Source organism: Pseudomonas sp. CLCA07, from assembly GCF_053615335.1.
In genome coordinates this window covers 3,965,453-3,991,227 of sequence record NZ_CM132131.1, presented here as the reverse complement: position 1 = coordinate 3,991,227, position 25,775 = coordinate 3,965,453, and the positions used below count along the sequence as shown (strand labels likewise).

The window sequence follows — 25,775 nt, the reverse complement described above, 5'->3', positions numbered from 1 at the left end:
GTCAGCGTCACTTCCACAGCTGGGCGGCAAACACTACGAGAATGCCGATGGGCGCCACATAGCGCATCAAAAACAGGGACAAGCCAAACAGCATCGGGCTGCGGATCGACAACTCGTCACGCACCGCTTCACGCCCCATGATCCAGCCTGCAAACACCACGAAACACAAACCACCGAGTGGCAACATGATCCGCGAGGTGAAGAAGTCGATCACGCCAAAGAAGTCCAGACCGCCGGCAGCCCCCCATTGGTAGAGGTGAAACATTCCGCCTTCGTTCACGAAAAACTTGGCTTCCTTCCAGATATTGAAGGAAAACACCGTGCCCAGCCCGACGAACCAGCAGATGAATGCCAACCAGAACGTCACCCAGGCGCGGCTGACTTTGGTGCGCTCAACCAGGTACGCAACCATCGGCTCCAGCAGTGAAATCGCCGAACTCCAGGCGGCGACCGCGACCAGCACGAAGAACACTACGCCCATCAACTGGCCGAACGCTACGTTGCCAAAGGCAAATGGCAGGCTGACAAACATCAGGCCAGGGCCTTCGCTCGGGTTCAGACCCGCAGCGAACACAATCGGAAACAATGCCAGACCGGCCACCAACGAAACGAACGTATCGAGCAGCGCCACGCCGACGATCGTGCCGGAAATCGACGAGTGCTTCGGCATATAAGCGCCGTAGATCATGATCGAGCCGACACCCACACTCAGCGAAAAGAACGCGTGCCCCATGGCGGGCAGCAAACCGTCGAGGACTTTTTCCGGGTGGAAGTCGAACATGAAATGCACACCATCCATGAAATGGCCGGTGGTCATGCTGTAACCCAGCAGAACGATAACCATCACAAACAGCAGTGGCATCATGATGCGCAAGCTGCGCTCAAGCCCGGCGACCACGCCTTTGGCGATCACGACGGCCGACAGCAGCATGAAAATCGTGTGCCAAAGTGTCAGGCGCCACGGATCGGCAATCACATTGCCGAAGTACGCGCCGACCTGATCAGCCGTCACCCCCTGAAAATCGCCACGCCCCATGTCGATGATGTAATCCAGCGACCAGCCGCCGACCACGCTATAGAAAGACAGGATCAGCAACGCAGTGATCATCCCGGCGAAAGCGCCCCAGGACCACTTGGCCGAGTGCCCTGCCTCCAGCGCCAGCACCTTCAAGGCGTTGGCCGGACTTTGCCGTGCACGACGCCCGATCAGGGTTTCAGCCAACATGACCGGCACGCCAATCAGCGCGATACAGGCCAGGAACATCAGCACGAAAGCCCCGCCGCCGTAGACGCCGACCATGTACGGGAATTTCCAGATACTACCCAGGCCCACGGCCGAACCGGTCGCGGCGAGTATGAAGACCCAGCGGCTAGCCCAACTGCCGTGGACAGAAACCTTGTCTGTCGACATCGTTATCACGCCCAAGCGTTCAAAAAAGAGGCCGCATTGTCCGGGATTCAATCAACCTGCTCAAGCACGTAGCGATACCGTAGCCGACTCGCGCGCAACTCCCTATAATGCCGCCCCTATGGCTAAACAGAAGAAACACCCCACAGGGACCATCGCGCAGAACAAAAAGGCGCGACACGATTACTTCATCGAGCATAAGTTCGAGGCTGGTCTGGTCCTGGCCGGCTGGGAAGTAAAAAGTTTGCGGGCAAGCAAGCTGCAACTGGTCGACAGTTACGTGCTGCTCAAGGATGGCGAAGCCTGGCTGCTCGGCAGCCACATTACGCCGCTGATGACGGCCAGCACCCACGTCATCGCTGACCCGACCCGTACCCGAAAATTGCTGCTCAACCGTCGCGAGCTGGAAAAGCTGGCCACCGCCGTGCAGCAAAAAGGTTATGCCTGCGTGTGCTTGTCCTGGTACTGGAGCAAGCACATGGTCAAGTGCGAGATCGCGCTGGGCAAGGGCAAGAAGGAATACGACAAGCGTGACACCGAACGCGAACGCGACGCCGGTCGTGAATTGGCGCGTGCTGTGCGCAACAAGGGCAAGGAAGATTAATTCCCCTGCTGCTTGATACCGCCATCGCCGGCAAGCCGGCGAAGGCGATAGCACAAATCATCGCAAATCCAACTGACTACATCCCCTTGCGCCGCTCCGCCCGAGCCATGCGCTGCACTTCCTGACGCACCTCTTCCAGCACTTCCTGCACATACAAGATGTGTCGACTGGAGACTTCCCGCGCCTGCTCCGCTCTCCCTTCGATAATCGCCGTGTACAACTCCCGGTGCTGCGTAATCAGCATGTCGCGGGTTTCGGTGCGTTGTTTATACATACCGCCAATGTTGGTCACCACATTGCGCTTGAGCAGATCGAACAGCCCGCGAATCGTGTGCAGCAACACCGCGTTATGACTGGCTTCAGCAATGGCCAGGTGGAAACTGGCGTCCGCCGCCCCTTCTTCGGCCCGACTCACGTCGTCATGACGCGAATAACAATCCTGCAATACTTCAAACGCAGCTGTCAGCCGCTCACGGTCCACATCAGTGGCGCGTAATGCCGCGTAATAAGCACAGGACGCTTCCAGGGTGTGGCGAAACTCCAGCAGATCGCGCTGCGCCTCGGGGTTATTTTCCAGCAGGTGCAGCAATGGATCGCTGAAGGTCGACCCCAACGAATCGACGACATAATTGCCCCCGCCCTGGCGACTGACCAGCAAGCCCTTGGCGGCCAGTTTCTGAATCGCCTCGCGCAACGAAGGGCGTGACACGCCGAACTGCTCGGCCAGTGCACGTTCAGCCGGCAAGCGCTCACCGGACTTTAGCGTGCCTTCGAGGATCATCCCCTCGAGCCGCTCGACAATATCGTCAGACAAACGGCGCTGACGAATCTGATCAAACCCCATAACTCAATTCTCCACGATCCCGACCGCTCGCCGGGCTCTCTATTCTGGCCTATTGGCGCGACGCCAGCACCTGGCAAGACGACGCTCGATCAAACCGGTCAGCAGCATTGCGCACGGCGTATTCGACAAAAGTTTTAGGGCGGCAAATTGACACACCGCACATAAGGCTTTTACCCTAGCCAACAGCGATTGTAAATTGGTATTACCAATTAACCAAGAACGCTGCGCAGTGCCTGACCAACAACAATTAGGGGCCACCCCATATGCAAACCTGGCAACAGCTCTATACCCCGCTCGGCAGTCTCGGCGTCTCCGCCCTCGCGGCCGTTATCCCTATCGTGTTTTTCTTCCTGGCGTTGGCGGTGTTCCGCCTCAAAGGCCACGTGGCCGGCAGCATCACCCTGGCGTTATCCATTGCCGTCGCGATCTTTGCCTTCCAGATGCCGGTCGACATGGCGTTCGCCGCCGCCGGTTATGGCTTTGCTTACGGTCTGTGGCCCATCGCCTGGATCATTGTGGCGGCCGTGTTCCTCTACAAACTGACGGTCAAGAGCGGCCAGTTTGAAGTGATCCGCAGTTCGGTACTGTCGATCACCGACGACCAGCGCTTGCAGGTGTTGCTGATCGGGTTCTGCTTCGGTGCGTTCCTCGAAGGCGCCGCTGGTTTCGGTGCACCGGTAGCAATCACCGCAGCACTGCTCGTCGGTCTGGGCTTCAATCCGCTGTATGCGGCCGGCCTATGCCTGATCGCCAACACCGCGCCCGTCGCATTTGGTGCCTTGGGGATTCCAATCATCGTCGCCGGGCAAGTGACCGGCATCGACGCGTTCAAGATCGGCGCCATGACCGGTCGCCAACTGCCGCTGCTGTCGCTGTTCGTGCCGTTCTGGCTGGTGTTCATGATGGACGGCATGCGCGGCGTCAAGGAAACCTGGCCTGCCGCGCTGGTGGCCGGTTTGAGCTTTGCCATTACCCAATACTTCACTTCAAACTTCATTGGCCCGGAACTGCCAGACATCACCTCGGCCTTGGTGAGCCTGATTTCCCTGACCCTGTTCCTCAAAGTCTGGCAACCGAAACGTGCCGCCGGCCAGCACATCGTCGGTGCCGTCTCGGCGTCCGTGGTGACCGCCAGCTCCGGTGGTTTCGGCCAGAAGCGCACCACCGTCGCTTCGCCTTACAGCCTCCTGGAAATCATCAAAGCCTGGTCGCCGTTCCTGATCCTCACCGTGCTGGTCACCATCTGGACCCTGAAACCGTTCAAGGCGATGTTCGCGGCCGGCGGTTCGATGTACAGCTGGGTGTTCAACTTCGCCATCCCGCACCTGGATCAAATGGTGATCAAGGTTGCACCTATCGTAGCGGCTCCAACCGCTATTCCGGCGGTGTTCAAACTCGATCCGATCTCCGCAACCGGCACTGCTATTTTCTTCTCCGCGCTGATCTCGATGCTGATATTGAGGATCAACATAAAAACTGGTCTGACCACTTTGAGAGAGACCTTCTACGAGCTGCGCTGGCCGATTCTGTCGATCGGCATGGTGCTGGCATTTGCCTTCGTCACCAACTACTCCGGTATGTCCTCGACCATGGCCCTGGTACTGGCCGGCACCGGCGCAGCGTTCCCGTTCTTCTCGCCGCTCCTCGGCTGGCTGGGTGTGTTCCTGACCGGTTCCGACACCTCCTCCAACGCCCTGTTCAGCTCGTTGCAAGCGACCACCGCGCACCAGATCGGCGTCAACGATGTGTTGCTGGTAGCAGCGAACACCAGTGGCGGCGTGACCGGCAAGATGATCTCGCCACAATCGATTGCCGTGGCCTGCGCCGCGACCGGGCTGGTGGGCAAGGAATCGGATCTGTTCCGCTTCACCCTCAAGCACAGCCTATTCTTTGCAACGATAGTCGGTTTGATCACCTTGGCTCAGGCCTACTGGTTCACCGGCATGCTGGTGCACTAAGTACTACACGTTAAAAAGCAAAAACCGACGCCGGATCACGATACCGGCGTCAGCAATTCACAACCCGGTCTGCAAGGCTGCTGAAAGCTACCCACACTATATTCAGCAGCCGCAGCGGACGGATAACCGGGACCACCCGGAGACACGCCTGATGAGCGAGCTTTTTTACAACGCTGTGCCGAACGCGACCCGCGTCGCCCCGCCACTGCCCGAGCCTCGGCAGTACCCCAGCGAGAAACCGTCACGGGTCTACCTGTTCGGGACCTGCGTGGTGGATTTGTTCTACCCGGAAGCCGGGATGGACGCGATTCACTTGCTGGAACGCGAAGGCATTCGTGTCGAGTACCCGCAAGGGCAAAGCTGCTGCGGACAACCGGCCTACACCTCGGGTTACACCGAGCAGGCAAGGACGGTGGCGCGCTCGCAACTGGCGCTGTTCGCTGGGGATTTTCCGGTGGTGGTGCCGTCGGGATCCTGTGCCGGGATGTTGCGCGAACACTACGCCGACTTGTTCAAGGACGAGCCGGACACGTTGAAACAGGTTCAAGCCCTGGCGGCCAGGACATATGAACTGGCCGAGTTCCTGTTGTTTGTCTGCAAAGTCCAGCTCAAGGACAGCGGCGAGCCGGTCAAAGTGGCGTTGCACACGTCGTGCTCGGCCCGCCGTGAAATGAATACTCACCTGCATGGTCGCGAGCTGTTGTCGCAACTGAGTAACGTGGAGCGGGTCAATCACGATCACGAAAGTGAATGTTGTGGCTTTGGCGGGACATTCAGCGTCCGTATGCCAGACATTTCTGGCGCGATGGTGGCGGACAAGACCCGGTCGTTGAAGGAGTCCGGCGCGCACAAGGTACTCAGTGCCGACTGCGGTTGCCTGATGAACATCAACGGCTCGCTGGAGAAACAGAAGGAAGCGTTGCGCGGCCAGCACCTGGCCAGTTTCCTTTGGCAGCGAACCGGAGGTGCCCGATGAGCACTTCCACGATTATTCCGACGGTCAGCGTCGAAGAAGATTTCCGCGCCAGGGCCCACAAGGCTTTGGACGACAAGCAACTGCGAAACAACTTTCGCACTGCGATGGATTCACTGATGGCCAAGCGGGCAGCGTCCTTCAGCGATGCCCACGAGCGAGAACATTTGCGAGCGCTGGGCAATGCTGTCCGCGCCCGTGCGTTATCCAAGTTGCCCGACCTGCTCGAGCAACTTGAACAGAACCTGACCCGCAACGGTGTGACAGTGCACTGGGCGGAAACGGTGGACGAAGCCAATGGCATCGTCCTCTCGATCATCCGCGCTCACGAGGGGCGGCAAGTGATCAAGGGCAAATCAATGGTCAGCGAAGAGATGGAGATGAACCATGTCCTCGAAGCTCAAGGCATTGAATGCCTGGAGTCGGACATGGGGGAGTACATCGTCCAGCTCGACCACGAGAAGCCTTCACACATTATTATGCCGGCGATCCACAAGAATGCCGGTCAGGTCGCGTCCTTGTTCCACGACAAACTTGGCGTGGAATATACCAAGGACGTTGACCAACTCATTCAGATTGGTCGCAGAGTCTTGCGGCAAAAATTCTTCGAAGCGGACATCGGCGTCTCTGGCGTCAACTTCGCCGTGGCCGAAACCGGCACCCTGTTGCTGGTGGAAAACGAAGGCAATGGTCGCATGACCACCGCCGTACCCCCAGTGCACATTGCCGTAACCGGCATTGAAAAAGTCGTGGAAAACCTGCGCGACGTGGTGCCGCTGTTGTCGCTGCTGACCCGCTCGGCGCTGGGCATTCCGATCACCACCTACGTCAACATGATCTCCGGCCCACGCAAGGAGCATGAGCTCGACGGTCCTCAGGAAGTGCACCTGGTGTTGCTCGACAACGGTCGTAGCCAGGCGTTTGCCGACAGCGAACTGCGTCAGACCCTGAACTGCATCCGCTGCGGCGCCTGTATGAATCATTGCCCGGTCTACACCCGAATCGGCGGCCACGCCTATGGGGAGGTTTACCCTGGGCCTATCGGAAAAATCATCACGCCGCATATGGTCGGCCTGGCGAAAGTGCCGGACCACCCCAGCGCTTCATCCCTTTGCGGCGCTTGCGGCGAAGTCTGCCCGGTAAAAATCCCTATCCCTGCCCTGCTGCGTCGCCTGCGGGAAGAGAACGTCAAAGCGCCGGACAGCCCGCATCAAGTCATGCGCGGTCAAGGCAGCAAATACTCGCGCAAGGAACGGTTTATCTGGAACGCCTGGGCCATGCTCAACAGCTCGCCGACGTTGTATCGCCTGTTCGGTTTCTTAGCCACTCGCCTGCGCGCGCTGACGCCGAACAATGTCGGCCCGTGGACGCAAAACCACAGCGCACCAAAACCCGCTGCCCGCTCACTGCACAACATGGCCCGCGAACATCTGGGCAAACAGGGAGACCGCTGATGAGCGCCAAGCAAAACATCCTCGCCAAGTTACGCAAAAGTCTGACTGGCACCACGCCTGTGCCTGACGAGTTCGACGTCGAACTGGTGACAGCGCCCTACACCTACACGCCCGAGCAACGCATCCCGCAGTTACGCAAACTGATGGAAGCTGTGCACACCGAAATCCATCTGACGTCGGGCGAAGGTTGGCCTTCGCTGCTGGCCCAGTTGTTGCGGGATCGTCAGTTACCAAGCCTGTTGATCGCGCCGACGACGCCTCACGGGCAACGCCTCTCACAACATTGGGCGAATAATACGGGGCTGCCGACGCTCAAGGCCTACGACCGCCCGGTTGAAGAGTGGAAAGCCGAGTTATTCAACGACACCCCGGCCAGCCTCACCGGCACTCTCGGCGCAATCGCCGCCACCGGCAGCCTGATTCTCTGGCCGACGCGAGAAGAACCGCGCTTGATGAGCCTGGTACCGCCGGTGCATTTCGCCCTGCTCAAGGCCAGTGAAATCCGCGACAACTTCTATCAGGTGCAGCAGGAATTCGAATGGGCCCAAGGCATGCCGACTAATGCTTTGTTGGTGTCCGGCCCGTCAAAAACCGCAGACATTGAACAAATCCTGGCCTACGGCGCGCACGGTCCGAAAGACTTGGTGGTTTTGATCCTGGAGGACCAATGAGTCTACCGGCGGCTTTCCTGAGAGATGCACAGCAACTGATCCCCCAAGAGCGACGTTTCGACGACCCGCTGTCGACCTTGGCCTTCGGCACTGACGCCAGTTTCTATCGACTGATTCCGCAACTGGTGATTCGGGTCGAGTCGGAAGACGAGGTGGTCGCGTTGCTCAAACTGGCGCAACGGGACCAGGTCCCGGTGACCTTCCGCGCCGCTGGCACCAGCCTGTCTGGCCAGGCCATCAGTGATTCGGTATTAATCGTGCTGGGGGATAACTGGAACGGCCGCGAGATCCGAGGCCAAGGCATGCAAATCCGCCTGCAACCGGGCGTGATCGGCGCGCAGGCCAACGCCTGGCTGGCACCGTTCGGACGCAAGATCGGCCCGGACCCGGCCTCGATCAACGCCTGCAAAATTGGCGGCATCGTCGCCAACAACGCTAGCGGCATGTGCTGCGGCACGGCGCAGAACACCTACCATACGCTGGCCGGTATTCGACTGGTGCTGGCCGACGGCAGCCGCCTCGATACCGAAGACACGGCCAGTGTGGCAGCGTTTTGTCAAAGCCATGCCTCACTGCTTGAACGCCTGGCCACCTTGGGCCGCGAGACTCGCGCCAATGCCGAACTGGCTGCAAGAATCCGCCACAAATACCGTCTGAAAAATACCACCGGCCTGTCACTCAATGCGCTGGTGGACTTCGACGAGCCTGTGGATATCTTGAGCCACTTGCTGGTGGGCTCCGAAGGCACCCTCGGCTTTATCAGTGCGGTGACGTACGACACGGTGATTGACCACCCGAACAAGGCGTCGGCGCTGATCGTGTTCCCGGACGTGGAAACCTGCTGTAACGCCGTAACCGTGCTGAAAAGCCAACCGGTGTCGGCCGTGGAACTTCTGGACCGTCGCAGCCTGCGCTCGGTACAGAGCAAACCTGGCATGCCCGCTTTCGTACAGCACCTGTCGAACAATGCCTGCGCGTTGCTGATCGAATCCCGCGCAGCATCGTCCACCTTGCTGCAGGAACAACTGGCGCAGATCATGGCGTCACTGACCTCGTTCCCGGTGGAGAAACAGGTCGACTTCACCGAAGACCCGGTGGAAAACGCCCGCCTCTGGGCGATCCGTAAAGACACCTTCCCCGCCGTCGGCGCCGTGCGCAAAACCGGCACCACGGTGATCATCGAAGACGTGACCTTCCCGGTGGAACAACTGGCCATCGGCGTAAACCGCCTGATCGAGTTGTTCGACAAACATCACTACGACGAAGCGATCCTTTTCGGACACGCACTGGAAGGCAATCTGCATTTCGTCTTCACCCAAGGTTTCAACAATCCGGAAGAAGTCGCACGCTATCAGGCGTTCATGGACGACGTGGCGCAGTTGGTGGCGGTGGAATTCGGCGGCTCGCTGAAGGCTGAACACGGCACCGGACGCAACATGGCGCCCTTCGTCGAGCTGGAATGGGGCAGCGATGCCTACCAGTTGATGTGGCAGCTCAAACGCCTGCTCGACCCCAACGGCATTCTCAACCCGGACGTAGTGCTCAGCGAAGACCCGCAAATCCACCTCAAGCACCTGAAGCCGTTGCCGGCCGCCGATGAGATTGTGGATAAGTGCATCGAATGCGGTTTCTGCGAGCCGGTGTGCCCGTCGAAAGGCCTGACCCTGAGTCCGCGCCAGCGCATCGTGATCTGGCGGGATATTCAGGCTAAAAAGCGCGCCGGCGTCGACACCACCGAACTCGAAGCGGCTTACGAATACCAAGGAATCGAAACCTGCGCGGCCACCGGTCTTTGTGCGCAGCGCTGCCCTGTAGGCATCAATACCGGCGAGTTGGTGAAAAAGCTCCGCAGCCGTAACGCAACGCGTACGAAAACCGCCAACTGGCTGGAAAGCAATTTCGCCACCGCGCTGCAAGGCGCCCGATTCACCCTGCACGTCGCCAATGGCGCGCGGATGCTGTTGGGAGCACCACGCCTGGCGAAACTCTCGGCGACGCTGACCAAGTTGTCCAAAGGTCAGATCCCGCAATGGACCAACGCTATGCCGCAGCCGGAAAAAGCGACTCGTTTCAGCCCGACCGTGTCGGACGAGCGCCCCCGGGTGGTGTACCTGGCGGCCTGTGTATCGCGGGTAATGGGCCCGGCGGCGGGTGATAAAGAGCAAATGTCGCTGTACGACAAAACCCGCAGGCTGCTGGAAAAGGCCGGTTACCAAGTGGTCTTCCCGGACAATCAGGACAACCTTTGCTGCGGCCAGCCATTTGCTTCCAAAGGTTACGCCGAACAGGCAGAACACAAACGGCAGGAACTGATCGGCGCCTTGCTGCACGCCAGTCGCGGCGGTCTCGACCCGATTTACTGCGACACCAGTCCTTGCACCTTACGGCTGGTTGAGGATTTGGGCGAAGTTCGACTGGACCTGTACGACCCGGTGCGTTTCATCCGCACGCATTTGATGGATCGTCTGGATTTCACTCCCCAGGACGCGCCGATTGCGGTGCACGTCACCTGCAGCACCCAGCATCTGGGCGAGAGCCAGGCGTTGATCGATCTGGCGCGCAAGTGCAGCAAAACCGTGGTCATTCCGGAAGGCATTCACTGCTGCGGGTTCGCTGGAGACAAGGGTTTCACCACGCCGGAACTGAATGCCCATTCGCTGCGCACGCTCAAGGACGCGGTGCAACAATGCAGCGAGGGCATTTCTACCAGCCGCACCTGTGAGATCGGTCTGACGAAACATGGCGGCATTGACTACCACGGACTAGTCTATCTGGTGGATCGCGTTACCAAGGCTAGGGTGCTGTGATAGCAGAGCCTCAAGGAAGGTGCATTGATGTGCCTATCTTGATGTTCTTGCCGGAATCGACAGCTCTACAGCAGAAAAACAGAACCCTGATGTGCCGCCGCAGTCCACTGATCAAGTCCCGCTAATGTGGGACCTTCCCAATACTCGGTAGCCGATTTGATGGCCGGCAATGCCTGGCCCTTCTGCTCAAGGAGATACACATGAATCATTCTGTTCTGTTAGGTCTGTTCATTACTGCTTCAATGATGGCTTCCACTTCGTTCGCCGCAGAAGACCTCTGCGCAGTCAACCTGCAAACCATCCAAAACGGCACGACACAGATTCCTCCAGAAATGGCAGATCAGGTAAAGGCCTCCGTCGCGCAAGCTAAAGCCGACCAGGCAAAAGGCACAAAGGAAGGTACTAAAGCTTGCATAGACGAGACCAACGACATCATCAAGGCGGTCACTGACGCGCACAAAGGCGGGAAGTAAATCAGCTCAGGGCCAACCTTCGGGTTGGCCTTCTACGCCTTGTTGGCGTACACTGCGCAGGCTTGTTGCTCACTTTGATTTACAGAGCAGCAGGCTCGGGGCCGTTTAGGATTCGACGCCGGTCGCGAAACTTTAGGTGCATGCCGAGTTGGTAACAGAACTCGTAAATCCACTGTTGCAACTTTCTATAGTTGCCAATGACGAAACCTACGGGGAATACGCTCTCGCTGCGTAAGCAGCCTTAGCCCTTCCCTCCTGGTACCTTCGGGTCCAGCAATCATCAGGGGATGTCTGTAAACCCAAAGTGATTGTCATATAGAACAGAATCGCCGTGCAGTACGTTGTGGACGAAGCGGCTAAAACTTACACAACTCGCCCAAAGCACCCTGCCCGTCGGGTCGCTGAGGGTTAACTTAATAGACACGGCTACGCATGTAGTACCGACAGCGGAGTACTGGCGGACGGGGGTTCAAATCCCCCCGGCTCCACCAATTGAGACACCAACGAAGCCCGCCCAGTGCGGGCTTTGTTGCATCTGGGGTTTCACATGTTGCTGACGATTGTTGTGGATTCCTACAGGCCTCTGCGACTTTTCAGCAACATCCTTCCTCCGGCGTTCTGCCGACCCAGTCCCTCCCTGCTACGCTGATTTACGACACGGAGGAAATCCCATGCCGAACTCAGACCTACTCCCTTCACTGCTCTTCAAGCTCAATGAAAACCAGCTAGCCCTTGAGACTGCCATCATGGAGCTGTCGAACTGGGTCGAGCAGTGCGGATCGGCCGACGTTGCCGACAACGTGCGCGGCGCCATGGACACTATCGACAAGAATGAAGAGTTCATCAAAATGACGCTTGCGGTAATGATGGCGCCGGAGTGACTGCCCGCTGTCAAATCCCACCTCCGGCGTCCTGCCGACCGAGTACAACCCCTATATAAAGGATGAGCAGCCAGATGGAAGTCATGGCACATCCTTGAAGAAATCGTGCTGCCCCAGCTTCAAGGTCTGCCTCGCGGCAGCTTGCGCGTTATCGCACTCAAGAACCGAGCAGCCATAGGGAATCGCGTCCTTGTAGGCCTTGCAGTAGTGGCCAACGGAGGTCATCGGCTGAATGTTGCAGCCCTCTCTTCTACCATGACACCAAGCGAGCTATCTGGACGCCTGTAGTGGATAAGGTCGTGGGGTTGCTGGGTGGTTTTGGGGCGGTAGTGAATCAGGCCAGCCGGCCGGTCTGGGTGGACGTGGGGTGCGGCGACGGTGCGCTCGTCATGACGGCCGGAGACTACGGGTTTTCGGCAATAGGCCTGGATGCCCGCGCCGAAACCGTCAGCCAGATTCAGAACCTGGGCTTCAATGCACTGCAACATGACTTCATGACACTGCAATTTGAGGTCGTGCCCGATGTACTGTCCATGATGGATGTTCTTGAACACATGCCTTACCCGCTTGAAGCCTTACGCAAAGCAGCGCAAGTACTTCGCCCTGGTGAAGTGATTGTTATCAGCCTGCCTGATTTGACATCTTCGAGCTGGAAACTCATGGATGCGGAGAAAGCCAACCCTTACTGGTTGGAAATCGAGCATTACCATAATTTCAGTCGCGACCGACTCGTTGCACTCTTGATCGACAGTGGTTTTGCCGTTGTCGATTTCGCAGTTCCGAACCGGTATAAAGCCCAAATGGAGCTTTATGCGGTACGCCAATAACAACCCCAAGAGGGAAGAATGATCCAAAGCTCAGCATCTTCCAGGCAAGGCTGAGCCCTGGCTTCCTGACTCAAGAATAGAAATCACCCGATGCACTGCGCCGGGTGTTTTTTTGTTTACAAGCGAGCGCGCAAGCAGAATGCGTTACTTCGCCTGAGTACCCCGCCCCCCATGCGCCAAGCCCTCCTGATCGTAGACATGCAGCACAGCTTCGCCCCGCCGCAATAGCTTATCGATGGCATCCGGACGCTCGTCGATCACTGGATCGAACAGACGGGCTGGCCGTCAGGCTTTGGGAGCATCCTATCAAGCACACAATGAAATCGACCGGGTTGTACTCTGTAACTTCATTGGACGGTTCAACACAATCAGACCTACGCTGTACTACTTCTCCCAAGGATGGCGCCATGAAATACAAAATGCTGATTGTCGCGTTAACCCTCTCCCTGTCGTCCGGTTGTGCGTACTACAACGACCGCACCACCGACACCAGCAAGAACGGGCGGATTGCCTGTGATGCCGAGCCTGCCAATCAGCCGGGCTGTTATTCGAAGCAGTCGAAGGATTGGAGTTGGGGTGGGTTGAAGTTTGGGGTTGGGGCTTCGAACTAGTGTCAGCAAGGGACAGGTCCTACAGCTCTCGTGAGTTTGGGGATTGTTTCCGACACGTATTGACGGTTGTTGTGTGGGAAGCAGAGTCCGTAGGCTTCAGGGACCGCCGGAATACTGGTAGGAAACAGAATCCCCCGATTCCAAAAAGCTCAACGACGCCGCCGACCGCGCGCTCAATCACTACCTCAATCCCTCCGCCCTCAAATCACCCGTGGCCCGCAAGCCAAGCACGATGTTTTTCGTTTCGCCGGATATCAAAGACGAAGACCTGTTGGCGCATGCCTGTGAGTCCCTGGCTTCGGCGAGTGTGATGACGAGTAATTTTGCGGGGTATCTGGAAGGGCCGCACCGGCATACGGCGATGGCGATGGCGATGGCGATTCAGCAGATTGTGATGCTGGCGGAACTGGCGGTGTATCGGATGCTGGATAACATTGAAGTGCCGAGATCGTCGCCACACCGCTGATCCACCTGTGGGAGCGAGCCTGCTCGCGATGGCGTAGTGTCAGGCGACATTCATGTCGAATGAATAATCGCCATCGCGAGCAGGCTCACTCCCACAAAGGCAAGTCCAGTGTGAGCCGGAATTTAAACGACCTTCAACTCCACCTCTACATGCCCGCGCGTCATCCGCGAATACGGGCAGATCTGATGCGCAGCTTCAGCCAGTTCACGCTTCACTCCAGCGTCCAACCCGGGAATGTTGACGTTCAACCTGACCGCCAACTGAAAATCCCCGCCATTGGTTTTACCCAGATCCACCTCGGCATCCACCGATGTGTCTTCCGGCAATTTGATTTTCATCTTGCCCGCCGCCACCTGGATCGCACCGATGAAACAGGCTGAATACCCGAGGGCAAACAGTTGCTCCGGATTGGTGCCGCGCGTGCCCGAGCCAGGGGAGCTGAAGGTGACATCGATTTCGCCATCGCTGGACTTGCCGGTACCGGTGCGGCCGCCGACGGTGTGGGTTTTTGCGGTGTACAGAACGGTTTCCAGTGCAGTACTCATGACCGTGACTCCTGATAGGAAACAACAGAGTAGGCAAGCCTAGCAGCGCAGCATCTGCTCACAGGTGACGTTTGTCGGTTTTGCGTCTTCGCAGACTCGCAGGGTTTTATCTATCCTTTCGCTCCAGATCCTCTCAGGAAAAAAACATGAAACGCTGGATCAACGCCGTTCTGTTGGCCGTGGTTTCCACGTTTGCACACGCCACCACCGAGCTCGCACCTCGTGTCGAGCAAGTCCCTTTCGACAAAGGCGCCGATAGCGTCAAGTTCAAGCAATCGATCAAAGGCCCACTCACCGCGCAGTACCGCGTCAGTGCAAAAGCAGGCCAGATACTGACCGTCGACCTCAAGCCTTCCAACGCATCCGCCTACTTCAACATCACCGCCAAGGGGGCCGACTCTGCGCTGTTCAACGGATCGATCATGGGCAACCACTTCATGGGCCCGTTGCCCGTCGATGGCCAATATACGGTTCGGGTATACCTCATGCGCAACGCTGCTCGGCGCAACGAGATAGCCTATTACAGCCTTTCATTGAACCTCAGCCCCACGACGGACAGCGCCCAACCGTTTGATCAGACTCTCGAACTGCAAGGCATACGTTTTCATGTAAAGGGGGAATGGGACGACGGAAATCCTGTGGTGCGCATCTCGCCTCAAGGATTGGAAATCGACAACTCGGAGATCACTCGACCGATCACAGGCAACATCGCACGCGCGGAAGTCGCTGACCTTGATCGCGATGGCTCACCAGAGATTTACATCTTCGCCCGATCACCTGGGCGCGGGATGCCGGGGGAGCTGGTTGCCTACTCGGCCAACCGCAAAAAATCGCTGGGCGAGATTTATCTTCCGGCCGTTAGTGAGAACGCGAAAATGGCGGAGGGGTATCAGGGGGAAGAAGAGTTTGCGGTGGTGGAGAACACGTTGGTGCGACGGTTTCCGGTTTATGACAGTCCTGAGGCTGGGGCGGGAAGGACGGGGAAGATGCGACAGGTTCAGTACAGGTTGGTGGCTGGGGAGGCGGGGTGGGTTTTGAGGGGGGATGAGGTCACTGAATATTGAAAATTTGAGCCTTGTAGGAATGTAGTCACCGTCCTAGGAAACTTCCCGCAACTCGTATCGACTTTCATGAACTGGCGGAAGCGGTTCTGCGTCGATAGCCTTCAGATGTCGCTACAAAACAGCGATCGGCTTTGACAGGCTAAAAAGTGTAACCTTTCACTCCTCCTGACCGGGCGGCATGCTCACGCGCATGCAATCTTGTTATGGCGGCTGTGCGCGGGGCATCTTCGGGTGCACCGGGTTCTCACACTTCCGGTCTGTCAACCCGCGTACAGCTGCCACCCGATCCTGTTTGACAGCAGGGGATTGGTAGCTCTTATCAATAGTGTGAGGAAACTCAAAATGAAAAAAATCACTCCAAATCCACCCGAATCTGCGGCACTTCAAGATGCAGACACTCCCGATTTGACCCAACTCTCTGATACCACCGAAAGCACCGTCAGCGCTCGCCTGCGCCACCCAAAACGCCCCGACCCCATCAGCCACGTCTTCACCCTCCTCCCCGAAATCGACACTCCCACCTTGCTCGCTCACGCCTGCGAAACCCTCGCCTCGCTCAACGTCATGACCACCGACCTCGCCTGTGAACTCGAAGGCTCGCGTCGCAATGTGGCACTGGCAATTCAGCAGTTGAGCGTACTGGCGGAGCTGTTGGTAAACCGCGCACTGGACAACCTCGATCCTCCTGATGGGCTGCCTGAGGTTCGTCCAGCAGTCACCACTGAGTAATCGCGTTCTTTTACCGAATGGAGAGTTTGTCATGGATCGATACATGCCTATCACCGGCATCGACTGCAACATCGCGTCGTTACTGATCGACACCGAAGCACCGCTGGACGTATTGCACGAAACCGCGGCTTACCGCATCCGTACCGCGACCCAATTGCTAGAGAGCATCGCGTTTGGCGAGGGTGTTCACAGCGAACTGGCGCGGGTACTGGTGACTTCGCTACGCGATGGCTGTGATTTGATGGATGTCGTCGGTCGACGATTGCGGGCACAGGTTTAGACGAAGTAACGAAATGGCTGCAGCTCATCAATAACGAAAGCACCTGACGAAAACATCGCAGGTGCTTTTTTGGTTTCAACTCAGCAGATCGTTTCCAGCCAACAGACTCAGCTCACTCCTGGTCATCTTGCGGGCGAATTAAAGGACAGGCTCATCGGAAATTTCCTTCAAACCTTAACGACTCTGAGCTGATTGTGCCGATCAACCTTTAGACCTACGCTGAACCAACAAAGTGGCTGTTCGTCCACGACCGGTTGCTTGAGATCGTCCTTCCCACCAGAATCACTTCGCCGAACCACCTACTGACAAGGAGGCCATATTGCTAACGATCAAACTGCCTAGCCGCCTTGTCGGTATTGGCTTATACACACCGGCAGAAGCCTCCCTTTACACGGGGATTCCGGCTGCCGATATTCGCCGGTGGCTATTTGGATATACCGCGCATGGTGTTCAATATCCGGGAATTTGGAACTCAGAACTGTCTGACTTGAATGAGGGCGTTCTTGGCTTTCATGACCTCCTGGAAATTCGTTTCGTCCATGCCTTCCGCCAGCACGGTGTCAGCCTGCAAGCCATCCGCAATGCCTCACAGCAAGCAAAAGAACTGTTTAACCAAGCCTATCCATTTACCTGCAAACGTTTTCAAACCGACGGCCGAAGCATTTTCGCCACCGTCCTGAGTGAAACAGGGGATGAGTCCCTTCTGGATCTGATAAAGCGTCAATATGCCTTCGAGCAGGTAATTAAACCTTCTCTATACGAGGGCATTGACTACACGGAATCAGAGGCGGCTCAGCGTTGGTACCCCGTCGAAAGCAGTAAAGCCATCGTTCTGGACCCATCTCGAAATTTTGGCAAACCCGTTCTCACAGCTGCGGGAATCGATACGGCGACGATTTTTAGCGCTTATAAAACAGAGGGAAAAGACACCAAACGGGTGGCACTTCTCTATGAAATTTCTACGGCAGCCGTTGAAGCCGCGGTGCACTTTGAGCAAAGGAACGCCGCTTGAACTTCTTGCTGGATAATAACCTTCCTCCCGCATTGGCCCGTGCATTGAATGAGTTGACTAAAGTAGAAGGCCATTCGGTATTGCCACTGCGAGATAAATTTCCGCAAAACACCACCGACGTTGACTGGATTTCAGTGCTGAGTAACGAAGGCGGCTGGGCGGTAATCTCACAAGATAAATTTACAAAGGGCGATATAGAAAAACGAGCGTTTCGCGAATCTGGACTACCCGTTTTTTGCCTGGCCAAGCATTGGGGAAATGAGTCCTATTGGAACAAGGCTCATAACTTGGTGCGTTGGTGGCCTGCAATCACCGCTCAAGCGAATCTGATCAGAGGCGGTGCCGCGTTCCGCGTACCGTGGAAGTTTCCTGCCCATGGGAAATTTGATCAGATAAAAATTTAACGCTCTCCATTCACTTAATGATTGCTGTTGAGAAGCCTCCTCGCCCCTTCCTATCCTCGAAACAACTTACCCAAACGTCAGCAGAAATGGCGCAGCCGCTCGTTGGATGGCACTTACAACATGAGGGGGCCGTTCTCGATGCTGCGGATAGCGGTCAAGCACGACCTCCAGCGCCGCTAACAATTTCTGGATGCGCGCTGAAGATTCTGCCGCTATTGCCTTCTGGGTGACATTCAGAGAATGTCATTTTCATTCAAACAGATCCCCAAGCTCTTCAAGCGTCGGCATCGCCGCTGGAATGGCCGATAACTCACAATCCAGCGCAGCCAGAATTCGCGCGAAAGCGATCATCCCGACGCTAAGGGTGCCTTTTTCTACCGCGATGACTTTTTGTCGTGTCAGCCCCGCGAGTTCGGCGAGCTGGACTTGCGTCAGGCCACGATTGATACGTTTTTCTCGAATTTGCTTACCGAGGCGGGAGATGATCAGTGAATAGTCCATGTGCCGTTACCGTAACATTCATAACCCAAAGTATCGTATACATAACACTCTGAATACTCAGAATGACTGGGTCTCGGACTTTTTGCTGATTTTCCACCCAATCGCCTGTTAATCCGGCAACCCGCAACCGCTCAAACCCTTCAGACAATCGCACACGCCCCTTCTACACTCAGTTCGAATTCACCTCAAAACGCCAACCAAAAATAGCCCACATGACCACCCTCGAAGACCGTTTGAAGCAAGGCAAGGATGCTCGCAAAAACTGCTCGCGCAGTGCTCAGGCGGTCATGGGTAAAGTAACGCGTGATCTGCTGCCGCTGATCAAGCGGTCCAGTGAGGGCAGGATCAAGTCGCTGGTCGAGTTACGGTATGGCCGCATGCTCGTGTCGCCGTTCGCCTTCTATCGCGGTAACGCCTTGCTGCAAGCCCATGATCTGGCCGCCACACCCGACATGGGTCTGGTATCGACGATCTGTGGCGATTGCCATCTGATGAATTTCGGCGGTTTTGCCACGCCCGAGCGCAATCTGCTGTTCAGCGTGAATGACTTCGACGAAGCCCACCCCGGCCCCTGGGAATGGGACCTGAAACGCCTGGTGGCGAGTTTCATGGTGGCGGCCAGGGACCTGCGCCACGGCGAGACGGTGGAAGAAACCGTCTGCCGCCAAGTGGTGGGCGCCTATCAGGAAACCATGCTGGAGTGCGCCCAGCAAAGCGAGCTGGATAACTGGTACGAGTCCATCAGTTACGATGACTTGCTCAAGCAGGCGAGCAAAAGCACGCTGGAGCATGTGGAGCGCGCCATCGAAAAAGCCGAACGGCGTACGCATGCCGAACTGCTGCCGAAAATCAGCGAACGTCACGCGAAAGGTCATCTGGTCATTCGCGATGATCTGCCGGAAATTTTCCACTTGCACAAAAACACCACCCTGCTGGATGCCGACGATGACTGGCTGCGCCTTTCGGACTGGCGCCAGCTGTACGACACGTTCATGAGCGACTACCGAACCACGCTGCAAGCTGACCGTCGTGAGTTATTGTCACGTTTTCACGTTCACGACATGGCGTTCAAAGTGGTGGGTGTGGGCAGTGTCGGCACGCGTTGCCTGGTGGCGTTACTGACGGATGAACAGGAATTCCCGCTGTTCCTGCAATTCAAGGAAGCACGGCGTTCGGTGCTCGCCGATTACGTGAAGGCGAAATCACGTGTTCGACATAACGGTCAGCGAGTGGTCGATGGTCAGCGGCTGATGCAATCGGCCAGTGATCTGTTCCTTGGCTGGACCACCGGTCCCAGCGGTCGACACTTTTACGTGCGCCAGTTGCGCGACATGAAGATTTCGGCCGAACTGGAAACCTTCGACGCCGAAGCGTTTGCGGCCTACGCACGCTTGTGTGGCCGCGCCCTCGCCCGCGCCCATGCCAAATCATCCGGGCACGCCTCGCAGATCAGCGGGTACATCGGCAAAAGCGATGCATTGGCGCAGGCGCTGGTCAAATATGCCAAAAGCTATACCGACCAGAATGACCACGACTACGAAAGATTCCAGCAAGCCTGCCGCAAGGGCCAGTTACGCGCGCGTTCAGAGGCGGACTTTGCGGCGGATCATTTGCCGTAAACGCACGAGCCCGAGGGCGTTCATCTACATGAACTTTTCTTCACCCCGTTGTGCCTCAACAATCGGTACATTGCCCTCGCTCATTCAAGAAACTACAGTTTGCCCGCCCTCCCGCGGGCTTTTTTTTGCCTGAAAGAATGGTCAACGTTTCACTTGCTGTTTTTCACACGGGGGTAGGTGGCGCAGCGTCCAACGTGGCGGTCAGGTCCGGTGATACCGAACCTGCCGCGACGCTGAAAGTGCTCAAGACAATGAGGGTGGGGCGACAGGCTTACTACGTTGTGAATCTGTAACGGCGTTCGGTTGCCCAGCCTTTTTCAGCACCGGCACGTCCAGCCTTGCCCGCCCGTAAAACGCCAGGGCCGTCAGCAAGCACGCCAGCCAGACAAAGATCCCGGCCCAGAGGGTGTGGGACATGTAGTGCCAGCCTTGCAGAACACGTGTTGTGCCGTAGATGAAACCGAGCAGCAACGAGCCCCACAGCACGGCTTTGGAATAGCGCCACTGGTAGCGGCGCGCAACAAAGTACAGCGCGAGCATGGTGAACCCGCCCGACGCATGCCCACCCGGCCAGCAGCGACCGTCGCCGGCTTCACGGAACAGCTGGAAGTTGTTGTACCACTCCATGTGGGCAATCTTGCCACCGTAGATCGTCGTTTCAATCGGGCAGTACACGCTGGTGTGCGCCTTGAGGAAATGGATCACGCCGGTGCAAACGGCAAACGCCACCACCACAAAGATAAAGTCACGACGATGGTCATAGGTAAACCGCAGCACGGGGGCGGCTTTGACCCGCTCCAGAAATTGACCGATACGCGGGCGCTTTTGCAGGTTGACCAGTGGCCAGACAAACGAAAGCAACATACCGATCAAGGCGATTTCACCGGTCCAGTTGGGAATGATGCGTGCCCACTTGTGGGTGACTTTCTCGAAGTAGTGAACCTGGTCGAGCGGGAAGGTCTGGGTGACCGGATCAAAAAAAAGATTGTTGAAGGCGATGTCGATGGTGGTCATGTCGAACATCAGGAAAACCGCGGCCGCGCAGGCTAGCGCAATACCGAAGTTCACCCAGTAAAAGCGGTGTCGGGAAAAATTCAGCATTGTATGTCCTGATCCAGAGGAAAATTCATTCGGTGGTCACCGTGTGCCAGTCGGAGGCGTCAATGAAGCCCAGCATGTGTGCCGCTTGAGGCGTTGGCGCAGTGATAAACAACGAGGCGCCGTAACCCAGGGTTGAGGTTGGCAACTTGAGGTCCTTTTCGAGTTGCGTCATGCATTCACTGTGGGTCACCAGAATCAGATTGCGGCCCGCTACTTTATGCGCCAAAGCATCACGCAACATAGTGCCCTTGCAACTGATTAGCCAGTCCTCACCGACACCTGCCTTGCTGAACATAAAATTGGCGGTCTGCACAGCACGCAGGATCGGGCTGTTGTAAATGTCAGCCTTGCTCAGCCCTAGGCGTTGAAACTGCGCGCCCACACTGACCGCAACGCTTCTGGAGCGTTCGGTGATGCCATCGCTGCCCGCCAGGCAAGGGGCCGGGGAGTGATCGCAACGTTCGACATGGCGAACCAGCACGATCATGTCGCCCTTGGCCCAGCCGTCCGCTAACGCCTTGGCGCCCGCGACATTGCCATGGGCCAGGTCCGGCACGGCGGCGGGTTGCAACAGCCATACCGTCAACGGGATCACCAACAGCGCAGAAGCCAATACCACCGCCACATTGCGATAGCGGGCATAGCGGCTTAAATCAATCGAGCGCTTTATCCCGAATAGATTCAGTCTCAATTCCACATCAAGCCGCCTCGCCGGCACGTACTGCTCTCATTAAATCCTGAGAGGGTAGCGAGGCGTGCGTCGGCAACGGGTGAACGGAATGTGAAAAAAAGCTTAAAACTCGCGCAAAGTCTTGTTACAGGATCAGCCCCACAGAATCCTTTCAGCTCTCGCGAATGCGGCCGATACAGACCTGCTACCTACCTTGCTGGCGCCCAAAAACAACAATCTTCCAGCCAATCGATGATCAAGAAGCTCAACGTTCCTGGAGGAATTGATGAATAACTGGTTCGGCAATATCAGCGTGAACATGAAACTGGGCCTGGGATTCGGCCTGGTCCTGGCTCTGACCTGCATCCTGGCCCTGACGGGCTGGATGAGCCTGGGCAGCTTGATTGACCGCAGCAACTGGATGAGCGACATCACCCAGCTCAACGCCGGCCTGACCAAGCTGCGTGTGGTGCGCCTGCAATACATGCTGACCAATGGCGACGAAACCGCTGCGCAAAACGTACAGACCACACTCGACGCCTTCTCGGCCCAGCAACAAGCATTGCTGTCGACATTCAAGAGCCCGGAAAACCTAAAGCTGCTTAAAGAGCAAGGCACCGTCATTGCGGCGTACCAGGCCTCCCTGAACAAAATGCGCAGTGCCTACCGCACGGGCAACAGTGCCCGCGACACCATGGCCGCCAACGCTCAAACCGCCAGCACGTTGATCGACGCCCTCAACACCCGCGTGCAGCAAATGCCACTGAGCGATCAACGTTTCGAACAATTCCAGGCCATCACGGCCGCCAAGGAAGCGTTCATCCTGGCCCGCTACGAAGTGCGCGGCTACACCGCCGCCACCAACGCCGAGACCGAGCAAAAAGCCGTCGGCCAACTGGACGCGGCGATTGCCAGCCTCAAACCACTCAATGCGCAATTTGCCGAGACTCAGCTAGATGCCCTGCGTCAGCTGGAAACCGCGCTGGCCAACTATCGAAGCGCCTTGCAGGCTTATAAAGCGGCTAATACCGACGCCGTTCAGGCTCGCAAGGAAATGACCGACCAGGGCGCTGCCATCGTGACACTGAGCGACCAGCTGTATCAGATTCAGCTCGACCGCCGCGACGCCGAGAGCGCCCAGGCCCGCACTCTGCAATTGATCAGCACCGTGCTCGCGTTGCTGGTTGGCGTAATTGCCGCCGTGATCATCACCCGTCAAATCACCGGCCCGATTCGCGACACCTTGGCCGTCGTGGACCGCATCGCCAGCGGCGACCTGTCTCACGACGTCAAAGTCACTCGCCGTGACGAACTGGGTGTGTTGCAGCAAGGTATCGCGCGCATGGGCGTGACCCTGCGCGACCTGATCAGCGGCATCCGCGACGGCGTCACCCAGATCGCCAGCGCGGCTGAAGAGTTGTCCGCTGTGACCGAGCAAACCAGCGCTGGCGTAAACAGCCAGAAGGTCGAGACCGATCAGGTCGCCACCGCCATGCACGAAATGACTGCCACCGTGCAGGAAGTCGCGCGCAACGCCGAAGAAGCCTCACAAGCCGCTGCTGCCGCAGACGGTGAAGCTCGTGAAGGCGACAAAGTGGTCAACGAAGCCATCGCCCAGATCGAACGCCTGGCCAGCGAAGTGGTGCGTTCCACCGAAGCCATGAGCGTGCTGCAAAAGGAAAGCGACAAGATCGGCAGCGTGATGGACGTGATCAAAGCCGTCGCCGAGCAGACCAACTTGCTGGCGCTCAACGCCGCGATTGAAGCCGCGCGTGCCGGTGAAGCCGGACGTGGTTTTGCGGTGGTGGCTGATGAGGTTCGTGGTTTGGCCCAGCGCACGCAGAAGTCCACCGAAGAAATCGAAGGCCTGGTGGCCGCTCTACAGAACGGCACGCAGCAAGTGTCGGCGGTGATGAACAACAGCCGCACCCTCACGGACAGCAGCGTCGCGCTGACCCGCAAGGCGGGTGTTTCACTGGAAAACATCACCCGCACAGTGTCCAACATTCAGTCGATGAACCAGCAGATCGCCGCCGCTGCCGAACAGCAAAGCGCCGTGGCCGAAGAGATCAGCCGCAGCATCATCAACGTGCGCGACGTGTCCGAACAGACCGCCGCCGCCAGCGACGAAACCGCCGCATCCAGTGTTGAGCTGGCGCGGCTGGGCAATCAGTTGCAGATGATGGTCAGCCATTTCCGCGTTTGATGTTGTGTCAGCGCTGAGTCAACTATCCAATCGCGAGCAGGCTCGCTCCCACAGGTACCGTGATTAACCTGTGGGAGCGAGCCTGCTCGCGAATGCGATCTGACTGATCGCATCTTTTCAAGGTATTGAAAAGCTTTGTGCTACCCCGCTGACAACAATCACCGCGTCCCGCGCTGGCGCAATGCCGACGGCATGAAATACGCGTCTTCCGGCACCGGTTGGGCGAAGTCCACGGTGGCCGGCTCTTCGTTGTCCAGGTTCTGCACGTAGTAACGACGAGCCTGCAAGTCATGGAATACGTCCAGCGCACTCCAGGTGGTGGGCAGGTCGTAGAAGTTTTTCAGGTAGGCCATCGACACCCGCCACAACTCCCCTCGCCCGTCATATTGATCCACCAGTGCAGCGCCCCAACTGTCCTCGTCCAGAAACAGCACGCGTTTGGAATAGATATGCCGCGAGCCCGGCTTGAGCGTGCCTTCGACCACCCAGACCCGATGTAGCTCATACCGGGTGAATTGTGGGTTGAGGTGACCCGGTGTGAGCAACTGGGCGTACTTCACCTCAGGGCTACCGACTTTGTAGCTGTTGTACGGAATGTAGACCTCTTGCTTGCCCTTGAGCTTCCAGTCGTAGCGGTCCGGCGAGCCGTTGAACAGGTCGGTATCGTCTGCCGTGCGCAAGCCGTCGGATGAAGCGATCGGCGTGTCATACGCGAGGTTCGGCGCCCGGCGCACACGGCGTTGGCCCGCGTCGTAGATCCAGGCCTGACGCGAATCCTTGAGCTGGTCCAGGGTCTCGTGAATCAACGCCGCACCGCCGGCCAGCCGGGCCGGGCTCTTCACGAACGCGAGGTAGTAAAACAGGATGTTTTTCAGGTCGGCAAACTGCCCGCCCGGACGGTAGTAATTGAACATCCCCTCCTGCTGCGAGGTCACCAGCGCGAAGCTGCCGTTGCGCTGTACCGGCGCTTCGGAGGCACGACGGACCACATAGATGCCGCGATAACGGGTGATGTGGTTCCACAACGCCTCGACCCCATCCTTGGGCACCGGGAACGGAACACCGCCATAGGCATCGGCAAAACCGGTCCCGCCGTCGAGCAGCTTGGCCGAAGTCGCATTTTTCAAGGTGTTGTCATACAGCCACTGCGGCGCAGAGCCAGAGCGACGAGAGGGATAGACCGGCATCTGGAAGGTCTCGGGGTAGCTGTTGAACAGCGCGATCTGGCCCGGGCTGAGGTGGGCTTTGTACTGCTCAAGGTTGGCTTTGGTGATGGTGAACAGCGGCTTGTCCGCCGCGTACGGGTCGGGATGATGCTGACCCGGCTTGTAGCCTGCCGGCGCCTGGGTGATACCGCCGGCCCAGGCCGGGATGGTTCCGCCGGCGTTGCCGGCACGCTCGGCGCCCAGCGGTGTCAGCGTGGTTTTCAATTGCTCGGCTTGCTGGGGCGAGATGGCGGCCAGCGCGTTACTGGCGGCCAGGCTCAGGACCAGCGCCAGTGTGGTTTTGGTCAGTCGTGAAGTGTGAAACATGATCGTTCTCCGAAATAAAACCTGCTGTCAAGGAGTGAGGTCTGCAAGACACTGCTGATCCACTGTGGGAGCGAGCCTGCTCGCGAATGCGGTGCATCAGGCGACATCTTTGTTGACTGTGCGGCCGTCTTCGCG

At 57.6% G+C, this 25,775-nt stretch carries 24 protein-coding genes, 1 other RNA gene and 2 pseudogenes; 20 read left to right on the top strand and 7 right to left on the bottom strand.

The features are described 5' to 3' along the window. Nucleotides 1–7: 7 nt before the first annotated feature. A complete protein-coding gene (locus ACWGZX_RS18290; protein WP_223516356.1) occupies nt 8–1,411 on the bottom strand; it encodes a sodium-dependent transporter in 1,404 nt (467 codons plus the stop codon). A 118-nt stretch (nt 1,412–1,529) separates the two neighbouring features. Between ACWGZX_RS18290 and smpB the strand changes: the two genes are divergently transcribed. Then, nucleotides 1,530–2,012, top strand: a complete 483-nt coding sequence (smpB, locus tag ACWGZX_RS18285) for an SsrA-binding protein SmpB (protein ID WP_007942908.1) — start codon at nt 1,530–1,532, stop codon at nt 2,010–2,012. Nucleotides 2,013–2,088: 76 nt separating this feature from the next. Here smpB and ACWGZX_RS18280 read toward each other — a convergent pair whose 3' ends face one another. Then, nucleotides 2,089–2,856 (bottom strand): FCD domain-containing protein, encoded by a 768-nt coding sequence (locus ACWGZX_RS18280; protein ID WP_223516354.1) that lies wholly within the window; start codon nt 2,854–2,856, stop codon nt 2,089–2,091. Between the two features lie 263 nt (nt 2,857–3,119). Between ACWGZX_RS18280 and ACWGZX_RS18275 the strand changes: the two genes are divergently transcribed. The 11 genes and pseudogenes from ACWGZX_RS18275 to ACWGZX_RS18225 all read left to right on the top strand — a co-directional run. Beyond that, nucleotides 3,120–4,814, top strand: a complete 1,695-nt coding sequence (locus ACWGZX_RS18275) for a lactate permease LctP family transporter (RefSeq protein WP_452624887.1) — start codon at nt 3,120–3,122, stop codon at nt 4,812–4,814. A 151-nt stretch (nt 4,815–4,965) separates the two neighbouring features. After that, nucleotides 4,966–5,790, top strand: coding sequence for a (Fe-S)-binding protein (locus ACWGZX_RS18270; RefSeq protein ID WP_452624886.1), 825 nt, complete (start codon nt 4,966–4,968; stop codon nt 5,788–5,790). Then, entirely contained in the window at nt 5,787–7,241 is a 1,455-nt protein-coding gene (locus tag ACWGZX_RS18265; RefSeq protein ID WP_452624885.1) for a LutB/LldF family L-lactate oxidation iron-sulfur protein, read from the top strand. The genes ACWGZX_RS18270 and ACWGZX_RS18265 overlap by 4 nt, the downstream gene beginning before the upstream one ends. Then, nucleotides 7,241–7,912: a LutC/YkgG family protein gene (locus tag ACWGZX_RS18260; RefSeq protein WP_452624884.1), complete on the top strand. Its 672-nt coding sequence runs from the start codon at nt 7,241–7,243 to the stop codon at nt 7,910–7,912. Before ACWGZX_RS18265 ends, ACWGZX_RS18260 begins: the two co-directional genes overlap by 1 nt. Beyond that, nucleotides 7,909–10,719, top strand: coding sequence for an FAD-binding and (Fe-S)-binding domain-containing protein (locus ACWGZX_RS18255; RefSeq protein WP_452624883.1), 2,811 nt, complete (start codon nt 7,909–7,911; stop codon nt 10,717–10,719). Before ACWGZX_RS18260 ends, ACWGZX_RS18255 begins: the two co-directional genes overlap by 4 nt. A 200-nt stretch (nt 10,720–10,919) precedes the next feature. Next, nucleotides 10,920–11,192: a hypothetical protein gene (locus ACWGZX_RS18250; RefSeq protein ID WP_452624882.1), complete on the top strand. Its 273-nt coding sequence runs from the start codon at nt 10,920–10,922 to the stop codon at nt 11,190–11,192. 97 nt (nt 11,193–11,289) lie between these two features. Next, nucleotides 11,290–11,683: a transfer-messenger RNA gene (ssrA, locus tag ACWGZX_RS18245) on the top strand. Nucleotides 11,684–11,863: 180 nt separating this feature from the next. Continuing rightward, nucleotides 11,864–12,073, top strand: coding sequence for a hypothetical protein (locus ACWGZX_RS18240; RefSeq protein WP_452624881.1), 210 nt, complete (start codon nt 11,864–11,866; stop codon nt 12,071–12,073). Nucleotides 12,074–12,360: 287 nt separating this feature from the next. Continuing rightward, nucleotides 12,361–12,900 carry a class I SAM-dependent methyltransferase gene (locus tag ACWGZX_RS18235; RefSeq protein WP_452624880.1) on the top strand — a complete coding sequence of 180 codons (540 nt, stop codon included), beginning with the start codon at nt 12,361–12,363 and terminating at the stop codon, nt 12,898–12,900. 407 nt (nt 12,901–13,307) lie between these two features. After that, a complete protein-coding gene (locus ACWGZX_RS18230) occupies nt 13,308–13,511 on the top strand; it encodes a hypothetical protein (RefSeq protein WP_452624879.1) in 204 nt (67 codons plus the stop codon). A 127-nt stretch (nt 13,512–13,638) separates the two neighbouring features. After that, a pseudogene (locus tag ACWGZX_RS18225) lies at nt 13,639–13,977 on the top strand (DUF6124 family protein); the annotation flags it as partial. A gap of 122 nt (nt 13,978–14,099) precedes the next feature. Here ACWGZX_RS18225 and ACWGZX_RS18220 read toward each other — a convergent pair. Beyond that, nucleotides 14,100–14,522 (bottom strand): organic hydroperoxide resistance protein, encoded by a 423-nt coding sequence (locus ACWGZX_RS18220; RefSeq protein WP_452624878.1) that lies wholly within the window; start codon nt 14,520–14,522, stop codon nt 14,100–14,102. A gap of 146 nt (nt 14,523–14,668) precedes the next feature. On the opposite strand from ACWGZX_RS18220, the gene ACWGZX_RS18215 reads away from it, so the two are divergent. From ACWGZX_RS18215 to ACWGZX_RS18195, 5 genes are all read left to right on the top strand, one after another. Beyond that, nucleotides 14,669–15,586, top strand: a complete 918-nt coding sequence (locus tag ACWGZX_RS18215) for a hypothetical protein (protein WP_452624877.1) — start codon at nt 14,669–14,671, stop codon at nt 15,584–15,586. A gap of 342 nt (nt 15,587–15,928) precedes the next feature. Beyond that, nucleotides 15,929–16,315, top strand: a complete 387-nt coding sequence (locus tag ACWGZX_RS18210; protein ID WP_452624876.1) for a DUF6124 family protein — start codon at nt 15,929–15,931, stop codon at nt 16,313–16,315. Between the two features lie 31 nt (nt 16,316–16,346). Next, on the top strand, nt 16,347–16,595 hold the full coding sequence (locus ACWGZX_RS18205; protein ID WP_452624875.1) for a hypothetical protein: 249 nt from the start codon (nt 16,347–16,349) through the stop codon (nt 16,593–16,595). 319 nt (nt 16,596–16,914) lie between these two features. Then, nucleotides 16,915–17,607 carry a DUF433 domain-containing protein gene (locus ACWGZX_RS18200; RefSeq protein ID WP_452624874.1) on the top strand — a complete coding sequence of 231 codons (693 nt, stop codon included), beginning with the start codon at nt 16,915–16,917 and terminating at the stop codon, nt 17,605–17,607. Then, on the top strand, nt 17,604–18,011 hold the full coding sequence (locus ACWGZX_RS18195; RefSeq protein ID WP_452624873.1) for a PIN-like domain-containing protein: 408 nt from the start codon (nt 17,604–17,606) through the stop codon (nt 18,009–18,011). Before ACWGZX_RS18200 ends, ACWGZX_RS18195 begins: the two co-directional genes overlap by 4 nt. Before the next feature lie 249 nt (nt 18,012–18,260). On the opposite strand, the gene ACWGZX_RS18190 is transcribed toward ACWGZX_RS18195, so the two are convergent. Then, nucleotides 18,261–18,512, bottom strand: coding sequence for a helix-turn-helix transcriptional regulator (locus tag ACWGZX_RS18190; protein ID WP_452624872.1), 252 nt, complete (start codon nt 18,510–18,512; stop codon nt 18,261–18,263). A 212-nt stretch (nt 18,513–18,724) separates the two neighbouring features. On the opposite strand from ACWGZX_RS18190, the gene ACWGZX_RS18185 reads away from it, so the two are divergent. Next, nucleotides 18,725–20,131, top strand: a complete 1,407-nt coding sequence (locus tag ACWGZX_RS18185) for a DUF2252 domain-containing protein (protein ID WP_452624871.1) — start codon at nt 18,725–18,727, stop codon at nt 20,129–20,131. A gap of 243 nt (nt 20,132–20,374) precedes the next feature. Here the strand turns inward: ACWGZX_RS18185 and ACWGZX_RS18180 are convergent, their stop codons facing one another. Next, a complete protein-coding gene (locus ACWGZX_RS18180; RefSeq protein ID WP_452624870.1) occupies nt 20,375–21,232 on the bottom strand; it encodes a phosphatase PAP2 family protein in 858 nt (285 codons plus the stop codon). A gap of 25 nt (nt 21,233–21,257) precedes the next feature. Further along, nucleotides 21,258–21,929 (bottom strand): lipopolysaccharide core heptose(II)-phosphate phosphatase PmrG, encoded by a 672-nt coding sequence (pmrG, locus tag ACWGZX_RS18175; RefSeq protein ID WP_452624869.1) that lies wholly within the window; start codon nt 21,927–21,929, stop codon nt 21,258–21,260. 259 nt (nt 21,930–22,188) lie between these two features. Between pmrG and ACWGZX_RS18170 the strand changes: the two are divergent. Together ACWGZX_RS18170 and ACWGZX_RS18165 are read left to right on the top strand one after the other, a co-directional pair. Further along, nucleotides 22,189–23,202 (top strand): annotated as a pseudogene (locus tag ACWGZX_RS18170) (methyl-accepting chemotaxis protein); the annotation flags it as partial. A 42-nt stretch (nt 23,203–23,244) separates the two neighbouring features. Next, a complete protein-coding gene (locus tag ACWGZX_RS18165) occupies nt 23,245–24,108 on the top strand; it encodes a methyl-accepting chemotaxis protein (protein WP_452629031.1) in 864 nt (287 codons plus the stop codon). A 158-nt stretch (nt 24,109–24,266) separates the two neighbouring features. Here ACWGZX_RS18165 and ACWGZX_RS18160 read toward each other — a convergent pair whose 3' ends face one another. Continuing rightward, a complete protein-coding gene (locus tag ACWGZX_RS18160) occupies nt 24,267–25,640 on the bottom strand; it encodes a DUF1329 domain-containing protein (protein ID WP_452624868.1) in 1,374 nt (457 codons plus the stop codon). Between the last annotated feature and the right edge of the window lie 135 nt (nt 25,641–25,775).